The sequence below is a fragment of the Sphingobacterium sp. UBA6317 genome (assembly GCF_002440385.1).
GTDB lineage: Bacteria > Bacteroidota > Bacteroidia > Sphingobacteriales > Sphingobacteriaceae > Sphingobacterium > Sphingobacterium multivorum.
Map to the genome: position 1 here is coordinate 59846 of NZ_DJTD01000069.1, position 9922 is coordinate 69767.

Consider the following 9922-nt stretch of genomic DNA (forward strand, 5'->3'; position numbering starts at 1 on the left):
ATAAAAAAAGGGAATCTTATTGGATTCCCTTTTTAGTTTTTATCTTTTCTTTTACAAGCTCGAAGATTATTGGCAATATGGATATAAAAATAATAATCAATACGACCTTCGAGAAGTTATCTCTTATAATAGGGATATTTCCTAAAAAGTATCCTGCTAGGGTTATACCTCCCACCCACAAGACGGCACCTACGACATTATAGGTAATGAAAGTACCATAATTCATCCTTCCAATACCACCAACAAAAGGCGCCAAGGTCCGTACGATTGGTACAAAGCGAGCGATAACAATTGTTTTACTGCCATATTTCTCATAAAAAGAATGTGTTTTGGCAATTTGCTCGTCTTTGACAACCTGTTTACCAAAGAGCTTAAATCTTGTAAGGCGCATACCAAAATGTTTACCGATAGCATAATTTAAGGAATCTCCAGAAACTGCGGCGATCAATAAAATGAGAATCATCAACCATACGTTAAGATCATTCGGTTGTGCGGCAAGCATACCTGCAGCAAACAACAACGAATCTCCTGGTAAAAAAGGCATTACAACCACTCCAGTTTCTACAAAAATGATGAGAAACAGAATAAGGTATGTCCAAGTCTGATAATCATTGACTATTTCAACCAAATGTTTATCGATATGGAGAATAAAGTCAATAAGATGCGTAACTATTTCCAAAGCGAAAAGACGATTAAGCGTTGTTTAACATAACCGGCATCACCAACATCAAAATATCTTCATGATCTTCAGATAGAGCCGGAATCAATAAACCAGCACGATTTGGTGTACTCATCTCCAAAACAACTTCTTCACTTTCCAAGTTATTTAACATCTCGACCAAGAATTTAGCGTTGAAACCAATTTCCATATCATCGCCTTCAAATTGACAGGATAAACGTTCATGCGCTTCATTCGAGAAATCAAGATCTTCTGCAGAGATATGCAATTCACTACCCGAGATCTTTAGGCGAACCTGATGTGTGGTTTTATTAGCGAAAATCACCACCCGTCTCAATGTATTTAAAAACAATAGTCTATCGACAGTCAACTTATTTGGATTGACTTGAGGAATTACAGCAGCATAATCTGGGTAACGCTCATCAATCAACCGACAGATCAAATTGATATTACCAAAGCTAAAGAATGCATTGGTTTGATTATATTCAATAGATACTGTAATATCATCGGATGGCAATGAAGATTTAAGTAAAGAAAGTGCTTTTTTCGGTAAAATAAGGGATGCGGGTTTCTCCGCTCCGATATCCGTTCTTGAATAACGCACTAACTTGTGCGCATCAGTAGAGACAAAAGTCACATTCTTTTCAGCTAATTGGACCAAAACACCAGACATAGCAGGCCTCAACTCATCATTACTGACGGCAAAGATCGTCTTACTGATTGCTTCAGACAGAATAGGCGCTGGCATCTGAATGACTGAACCATTATCTATTGAAGGAATTTTAGGAAAATCGTCAGCATTCTCTCCACTCAATTTATATTTCCCATCACCGGCACTGATCTCAATAGCCAAGGTATTCATGTCTACTGAAAATGCTACTGGTTGATCTGGCAAAGTTTTTAATGTCTCGATCAAAATCTTCGACGGCATGGCTACTCTTCCCTCTTCCTTTGCTTCGATCTGTAAAGAAGTAACCATACTTGTTTGCAGATCCGTAGCAGAAATAGTCAAGTTATTGTCTTTTATTTCAAAAAGAAAGTTTTCCAAGATTGGCAAAACAGTACTTGTACTGGATGCACCATTGATAGCTTGTAACTGCTTTAATAAAATTGATGTTGATACAATGAATCTCATTTCCTGAATACTAATTATTATGTGCAATAATACACAAATTAATCAATATTTTTCAGTTTTATGGGCGCCTTTCTTTCCACATCAGGCGATTTCAATCGTTCAAATAAGCAATTGTATTTCAATTAATAAGCACAGCGCCAAAAGTATAGAAAGCAAATTGGGCCCAATAAATCACAATATTTATTACATTTGTATAATAGCAGTATTGTATGCAGTTTAAAGAGATCATTGGGCACAAAGACATCAAGGAACATTTAGTTCGCACAGTTCAAGAAAACCGTGTGAGTCACGCGCAATTATTTCTTGGTCCTGAGGGTTCAGGCAGCCTTGCTCTTGCTTATGCTTATGCGCAGTTTTTGAATTGCGAAAACCGGCAATTGACAGACAGTTGTGGCGAATGTCCATCGTGTCGAAAATATAGCAAACTGATCCACCCTGATCTTCACATGTCGTATCCTTTTATAGCCAAGCATAAGGAAGATACAGCAACAGATTATGCGGACAGCTGGCGAAAATCTTTTCTATCCAATCCCTACATGGGACTGGAATATTGGCGCAATCAGTTGGATGCGGACAATAAACAGGTGAATATCAATATTGCAGAGGCGCATGGTATCATCAAAAAATTAAGCCTAAAGTCCTTTGAAGCGGAATATAAAGTTTTAATTATGTGGTTGCCCGAATACTTGGACACACAAGGCAATGCGCTGTTAAAGTTAATCGAAGAACCACCCGAAAAAACGCTCTTTATTCTAGTTGCAGAAAATCAGGACAAAATATTAAATACGATCATATCACGTACGCAATTGGTCAAAATAAAGAAGTTGGATCACATGGAGGTCGCACAACATCTCAAGAGCGTATATCATCTTTCGGATCAGGAATCAGCTGAAATTGCGTTTATAGCGGATGGAAACCTGCAAGAAGCCATGAATCAAATTCAATCGCAAACAAATAATCATTTTGGCATTTTAGTCAATTGGTTGCGTTTCATTGTTTCAGATGCTGGAACCAATATGATCTCGTTAGTGGAAGAAGAACTCTCAAAAATGGGGCGAGAAAACCAAAAAAGCTTTCTTTTTTATGCAATTAATATGATGCGTCAAATTATATTAATCAAAGAAGGGCTTTCCAGTTTAGTGTTCTTACCGGCCAAAGAATTGGATTTTGTTCAGAAATTTGCAGTACACTATACCGTTGAACAAATTGAAGCAACAATAAATCTATTTGAGGAAACACATTATTTTGTAGAAAGAAATGCAAATCCCAAAATATTATTTTTAGATTTATCTTTGCAGTTAACATTAATATACAAGTACAAAACGTTTCCGAAAGGAACTCAATATATATAAATAGAAAACTATGGGATGTGGCAGTTGCTCATCCGGCGGAGGTTGCGGTACTACCACGACAAATGGTACACCAGCAGGATGTCAGAACAATGGCTCTTGCATGACTAGCGGATGTAATAAATTAGATGTATATGACTGGCTTTCCGATATGGATATGCCTTCAAACTATAAACCATTTAATATCGTCGAAGTACGATTCAAGGGATCACGAAAAGATTTCTTTATTAATGTAGACAATACCTACCTAGAAATGGGGGAAATGGTGGTCGTAGAACCTTCTACCGGTGGCTATGATGTCGGACATGTCTCCTTAACAGGTGAATTGGTCAGACTACAATTAAAAAAGAACAATGTTACCCCAGAAATGGTAACTAAAAAAATCTATCGGAAGCCCAATGAAATGGATGTAGAGAAGTATAACGCAGCAAAAGATCTCGAATGGGAAACGATGCACAAAGCCCGTAAACTGGCTTTGGACCTGGGTTTGTCCATGAAGATTTCTGATGTTGACTACCAGGGTGATAAAACCAAGGCTACCTTCTACTACACAGCTGAGGGCCGCGTGGATTTCCGTGAGCTTATCAAAAAAATGGCCGAATCTTTCAGGATACGCATAGAAATGCGCCAGATAGGTATGCGACAAGAAGCTAGCCGCCTCGGTGGCATCGGCTCCTGTGGTCGCGAACTTTGCTGTTCAACCTGGTTAACGGATTTCAAAACGGTTTCTACATCGGCAGCACGTTATCAAAATCTTTCGTTGAATACGTTAAAATTAGCGGGCCAATGCGGAAAATTAAAATGCTGTCTCAATTATGAATTGGATAGCTACATGGATGCTTTAAAAGACATCCCAAATAATATCGACCGCATCGAAACACAAAAAGGAGTTGCTTATCTTCAAAAGACCGATATCTTCAAGAAAATGATGTGGTTCTCTTTTCCTGGAGCTGAAAATTGGATTGCCATCCCCGTTCAACAAGTCAAAGAGCTTGTCGAAATGAATAAGCAGGGAATCAAACCGGAAGCTATTTCGAGTGCAGTAGATAACGATGAAGTCAGAGAAGAGAAAAATATCAACTACGATTATGAAAATGTGGTCGGCCAAGATAGCTTAACGCGACTTGATGATCGGAATAAAAGAAAGAAAAAAAGAAAATCAAAAAGCAACACAGTCAAACCGGAAAATAAGGCTGGACAAAAGACTGAAAAGTCGGACCCAAATCCACCCAAACAAGGGGGAAAACCTCAGGTAGCGAACGATTCTACAGCACCTACGGTGAATAAAGACAATAAAGAAGGTGGGAATAGACCAAAGAAACGTTTTAACCGCCATCGGAATAAAAACAAAGGTAATAACAACAATGCTGCTCCAAAAGCAGAATAAAAAAAAATATGCCTAATTTTAACCCATTAGGCATATTCTTTTTATAAATAAACATGAGACTCAAACGCACACCATTTCTTATTGGTATATTATGTATTTGCATAGGGGGTTCTTGTGAACAGACTTCCATTATAAATGATAACAAACCCATTGATAATAAAGCTTGGTTGAATACATCACCGCCTAGCTTTCAATTTCATATTAGTGATAAAACCAAACGATATGATGTATTAATGGATGTCCGTCATACACCGGAATATGCCTTTTCGAACCTTTTTATCCTGATCTACCAACGTGGTCCAGATAAGAAGCAATCTATTTTCCGCAAAGAAATAAAAATGGCTCGATCCGATGGAAAATGGCTCGGAAAATCCTCAGGGAGCTTATATAATAACCAATCCATAATCCATAAAGATTACCTATTTCCGGATACAGGTATGTATACTATTTCCATCATGCAGAATATGAAAGAAAATCCGTTGAAAGAAATCACCGACGTCGGACTAACGGTTATTCCAAAATGATTGCTTTTTTACGTTATCTATTATTCCCCTTTTCGATCCTATACGGCTTAATCGTATGGCTAAGAAATAGACTATACGATTTCAAGCTGCTCAGCTCAAAGTCATTTGAAATTCCCACGATTGTAATCGGTAACCTTTCTGTCGGAGGTACAGGAAAAAGCCCAATGACTGAATTTGTTGTTTCGAGCCTCAAAGATCAGTATAAAACAGCAATACTTAGTCGAGGCTATGGGCGGGTGACTAGCGGATTTCATTTGGTAAAGACCGATTCGCTAGCAAACAATGTTGGCGATGAACCCTTACAATTCAAAAATAAATTTCCATCGGTTACCGTTGCGGTTTGTGAAGACCGCTGTACGGGAATAGAAAAACTTCAATCAGATCATCAACTGATTATTCTGGATGATGCCTATCAGCATCGAAAATTATCGCCGCTTTTTAATATTCTATTGTTTGATTTTTTATCATTTGGTAGTCCCATGTTTGTTTTTCCTACAGGAAACTTTAGGGACTTACTGATTGAAGCCAAACGGGCGCAGATTATAACAATTACCAAATGTCCAATAGATCTCTCGAACCCTGATAAAAAGCGTATAGAACATAAAATCAGACGCTATAATAAGAACGCATTAATTACTTTTAGCCATATAAATTACTTTCAAGCCATTGACAGCGTCGGAAATACGATCGATTTCAACGACAGCGATGTTATTTTGGTTACAGGCATTGCCAAACCGCAACCGCTCGTGGATTATATCAAAAAGAAGGCAAATTTGGTCAAACACCTATCTTTTGGGGATCATCATACTTTTAGTGAATCAGATATTGAACAAATTACAAAATCCTACCGAAGCCTAGCTAGTAGTAACAAAATGCTGTTGACTACCGAAAAAGACTTTCAGCGGTTAAAACCATTTCAACAACAATTGGCGGCTATTGATTTGGCCTATCTTCCAATAGGCCTACAATTTCATGATCCTATCCATAAAGAACTATTCCTTAAAACAATCCATAATGCAGTAGCTCAAAGTGTTAATCAACCTTAAATTTTGTTAAGATAAATTGCTATACTAGACTTTTTCCTCAAATTTATATTCAATAGGTAAACGAAACTACTTAAAAGTCTTTTCTGTCCATAGGGATGGACAATAAACAAATAGAGTGCACAATTACAATGATTGGCATTCATGATATAAACTATACAAAGATGAAAAAGAAAATTTTAATGGCAGTAGCCTGTTTATTATTAAGCGCTACAGGAGTTTTTGCGCAACAACGTCAACAACGCAGTCCTGAGGAACAAGCTAAAATGCGTGTAGAGCATCTTGACAAATTACTTAGCCTCAATCAAACACAAAAGGATTCGATCTATAACCTTACATTGACCCAAGCGCAACAACGGGCTGCTCTTCGAAACGATGGCGGAGATCGCAAGGCAAATATGGAAAAATTCAAACAGCTTCAGGAAATACAAACAGCTAAGATCAAATCTTGGCTTAGTCCCGAACAAGGTAAGTTATTTGACGAACAACAAGAAAAAATGAAGGAAAGAATGTCTAAACGTTCCGATAATTAATGATTAAAATTCTTTTAAAGAAAGGCTCTTGTTTTATGTACAGGGGCCTTTTTTATTGCTTGTATCTATTTTGTGTATACCATTATTTACCCATACAAGTCTTAGTCAATGCAGTATATTTTAATCATCACGAGGTGATCGCGCCGAACAAGATATCCGGCAATCGGATAAATCATCGTTACCTTGTTTTGTTTATCCTAAAACAAAACCAACGTATTGTTTTACAATCTATTAACACATTATCCTGTGTTAAAAATTTGTTAAAGTAACAACTTTAATACAATATAAATACCAATTCAAAGTTTTATAGTAAAACAGTTTAATTGTAACTTTTTAAATACAATAGATATGAAAAAGCTAATTTTAACAGGAATCGGATTCTTTTTGGCCCTCAGCCTAACATTTGCCCAACAGGGTACTCCGGAGGAAACTGCGGCAAAAGCAACAACTGAACTTGTTCAGAAACTGAATCTGAATGATGAGCAAAAGACTGCAGTATCAACTATATTATTGGATCAGGCAAAAACCGAGCAAACGATAACAAAAGACAGTAGCACCTCTGCTGAAGTAAAAAATGAAGCACTAAATAAGCTTCAAAGCGAGGTAGACACCAAAGTCAGCCAGCTGCTAACCGAGGATCAAAAAGCACTTTACCAAAAAATAATTGCTGAGAGACCGGCGAAATCAGCCCCTGGGACAAAACAACCAGTAACAACTGACCCCACGCGTTAATAGTGAAAAAAATAGAGAATAAACATTGAATAATTTCATCTAAAATTAAACATCATGAAAAAGCTATTTTTAACAGGTATAGGTTTCTTTCTAGCAATGAGCCTAACATTTGCACAACAAACAACCCCAGAAGAGAATGCAACCAAAGTGGTGACCGAATTAGTGACAAAGCTAACATTAAACGAAGAGCAAAAAACAGCTGTGTCAACCATCGTATTAAACCAAGAAAAGGCTATTGCAGCCGTTATCCAGGACGCGACAGCTACAGCTGATGCCAAAAAGGAAAGCATAACCAAAATTCAAGGTGAATCCGATACTAAAATAGCACAACTGCTCACCGATGAACAAAAGACAGCTTATCAGAAATATGTCACAGAGAGACCCCCAGTAAGTATTCCTGCGACTCAAGAAAAAACTGAACAAAACGAATCCGGCAACGGACAGAGCAATCAATAACAACAATCGTTCTATTAAGAATGAAAAACCTCTGGACTAGATTATGTCCAGAGGTTTTTTAATACCTTACAAGAGCTTAAATGCATTAAAAAAGGGCTATCCAATCATCTTGGACAGCCCCTTTTGTTTACTGCTTACGGTAATTGACATTAAGATTTCAATTTTTTCATAATGTCACTTACATAAGTCTTAAATTTCTTGTCAGTTTCAATTAAATCCTCTACGGTTTGACATGCATAAATGACTGTCGAGTGGTCTCTTCCTCCGAAGAAAGCTCCGATCGATTTTAGTGAAGATTTGGTATGAGCTTTTGCTAAATACATCGAAATTTGCCTGGCCTGCACGATTTCACGCTTCCTAACTTTCGACTTTACCATATCTACAGGAACTTCAAAATATTCACAAACTAATTTCTGAATAAAATCCATTGAAATTTCCTTATGGGTATTCTTCACAAAGTTCTTCAACATCGATTTTGCTAAACCCAAATCGATCTCTTTCTTGTTCAATGTAGATTGAGCCAATAATGAAACCATAGCTCCTTCCAATTCACGAACACTGTTATCGATTTGTGTTGCGACATATTCCACTACATTTTCAGGTAAGTCAATACCGTCAGAATACATTTTCTTCTTCAAAATTGCCATTCTCGTCTCAAGATCAGGAATCTGAATATCTGCAGATAACCCCCATTTAAAACGACTAAGCAAACGTTCCTCCAAACCAGCTAAATCCTTAGGTGCCTTGTCTGAAGTTAAAATAATCTGCTTTCCAGATTGATGCAAATGATTAAAAATATGGAAGAAAATATCCTGTGTTTTTTCTTTACCAGCAAAATTATGCACATCATCCATAATGATGACATCCATTGCTTGATAAAAGTTAACGAAGTCATTGATTGTGTTATTTTTCAATGAATCCACAAACTGTTGACAGAATTTTTCACAAGACACATAAATGACCAGTTTATCGGGAAGATTTCTCTTGATTTCATTTCCGATTGCTTGGGCAAGGTGTGTCTTTCCTAAACCAACATCACCATAAATCATCAAAGGGTTGAATGAAGTACCACCCGGTTTATTCGCCACAGCATATCCTGCAGAACGAGCAAGACGGTTACACTCACCTTCGATAAAATTTTCGAATGTATAGTTTTGATTCAATTGCGGATCAACCTGCAATTTTTTCAATCCAGGAATAACAAACGGATTTTTGATATCCCTATTTAAAGATACCGGCACAGGGATAGATTGCCTTTTCCCTTCTGCTCCATTGCCATTCGATGGAAGATTAGTCGTATAAGGATGAGAAGCTGAAGACTTCTCCACTACAATATTGTATTCCAATCTACCTTGTTCTCCTAGGAATTTCTTTACGGTCTTGCGAAGAATTCCTACATAGTGTTCTTCCAACCACTCATAAAAAAATAAGCTAGGCACTTGAATAGTCAAAACGTCACCCTCCAAACGGACTGCTTTCACAGGTTCAAACCAGGTCTTGAAACTTTGTGCTGGTATATTATCTTTGATAATCGAAAGACAATTATTCCAGACACTTGAATACGTTTTTTCCATTCTAAAATTGTTAATAAGTTGATTTACAATACGCGACAAAAAATATGTTGATAACTTTCTCTGAGAACGAAGATGACAAAAAAAAATCAGCTAAAAAACTAAAATATAAAATAATTGATAATACATTATATATCAGTATTTTACCGTGTAAAATTGTGGAAAACTAGCGCTAAAATTGATCTCTAAAAATAATTATTAACATTCCAAATTTATTTCAAAAAAAAGAACAAAAAAAGTAGCAAAGTTACTACCTATCAGTCCTTAAGGTCTAAATCTAAATTAACCAAAATAATAGCTAATTACAATCTTTAGTTCATATATTTTTAATATTAAATTTATAAGAATTTAAAGCCAACTTAACATCATTGTCAGAGGACTATTAAAGTTATTTACGCACAACCTTAAAACAAAAATCAATGCGGATTATAGGACAGAAAAAAACAAATTGTAACAGATGAGATGAGTTCTAAATTCAAACATCCCTACCCTTGAAAAATGAAAAAGGAGATC

General features: G+C 36.6%; 10 protein-coding genes. 7 read left to right on the forward strand and 3 right to left on the reverse strand.

Annotated features, from left to right (window positions below; all coding sequences use genetic code 11):
* Positions 1-16 precede the first annotated feature (16 nt).
* On the reverse strand, positions 17-679 hold the full coding sequence (locus tag B3E92_RS23725) for a DedA family protein (RefSeq protein ID WP_083295820.1): 663 nt from the start codon (positions 677-679) through the stop codon (positions 17-19).
* Positions 680-692: 13 nt separating this feature from the next.
* Positions 693-1814 (reverse strand): DNA polymerase III subunit beta, encoded by a 1122-nt coding sequence (gene dnaN, locus B3E92_RS23730; RefSeq protein WP_286898476.1) that lies wholly within the window; start codon positions 1812-1814, stop codon positions 693-695.
* A 209-nt stretch (positions 1815-2023) separates the two neighbouring features.
* Here dnaN and B3E92_RS23735 point away from each other — a divergent pair, with 209 nt between their 5' ends.
* From B3E92_RS23735 to B3E92_RS23765, 7 genes are all read left to right on the forward strand, one after another.
* Positions 2024-3166, forward strand: coding sequence for an ATP-binding protein (locus B3E92_RS23735; protein ID WP_070562628.1), 1143 nt, complete (start codon positions 2024-2026; stop codon positions 3164-3166).
* A gap of 10 nt (positions 3167-3176) precedes the next feature.
* Positions 3177-4550: a PSP1 domain-containing protein gene (locus tag B3E92_RS23740; RefSeq protein ID WP_172462425.1), complete on the forward strand. Its 1374-nt coding sequence runs from the start codon at positions 3177-3179 to the stop codon at positions 4548-4550.
* A gap of 53 nt (positions 4551-4603) precedes the next feature.
* A complete protein-coding gene (locus tag B3E92_RS23745) occupies positions 4604-5074 on the forward strand; it encodes a gliding motility lipoprotein GldH (protein WP_286709788.1) in 471 nt (156 codons plus the stop codon).
* The gene (lpxK, locus tag B3E92_RS23750) at positions 5071-6120 is read left to right on the forward strand and encodes a tetraacyldisaccharide 4'-kinase (RefSeq protein WP_070562637.1); all 1050 of its coding nucleotides are present in this window, start codon (positions 5071-5073) and stop codon (positions 6118-6120) included. The genes B3E92_RS23745 and lpxK overlap by 4 nt, the downstream gene beginning before the upstream one ends.
* 161 nt (positions 6121-6281) lie before the next feature.
* Positions 6282-6650: a hypothetical protein gene (locus B3E92_RS23755; protein WP_046672560.1), complete on the forward strand. Its 369-nt coding sequence runs from the start codon at positions 6282-6284 to the stop codon at positions 6648-6650.
* Between the two features lie 348 nt (positions 6651-6998).
* Positions 6999-7382, forward strand: coding sequence for a hypothetical protein (locus tag B3E92_RS23760; protein WP_286898477.1), 384 nt, complete (start codon positions 6999-7001; stop codon positions 7380-7382).
* Positions 7383-7436: 54 nt separating this feature from the next.
* Positions 7437-7838 carry a hypothetical protein gene (locus B3E92_RS23765; RefSeq protein WP_070562646.1) on the forward strand — a complete coding sequence of 134 codons (402 nt, stop codon included), beginning with the start codon at positions 7437-7439 and terminating at the stop codon, positions 7836-7838.
* A gap of 149 nt (positions 7839-7987) precedes the next feature.
* Here the strand turns inward: B3E92_RS23765 and dnaA are convergent, their stop codons facing one another.
* Positions 7988-9412, reverse strand: coding sequence for a chromosomal replication initiator protein DnaA (gene dnaA / locus B3E92_RS23770; protein WP_046672557.1), 1425 nt, complete (start codon positions 9410-9412; stop codon positions 7988-7990).
* Between the last annotated feature and the right edge of the window lie 510 nt (positions 9413-9922).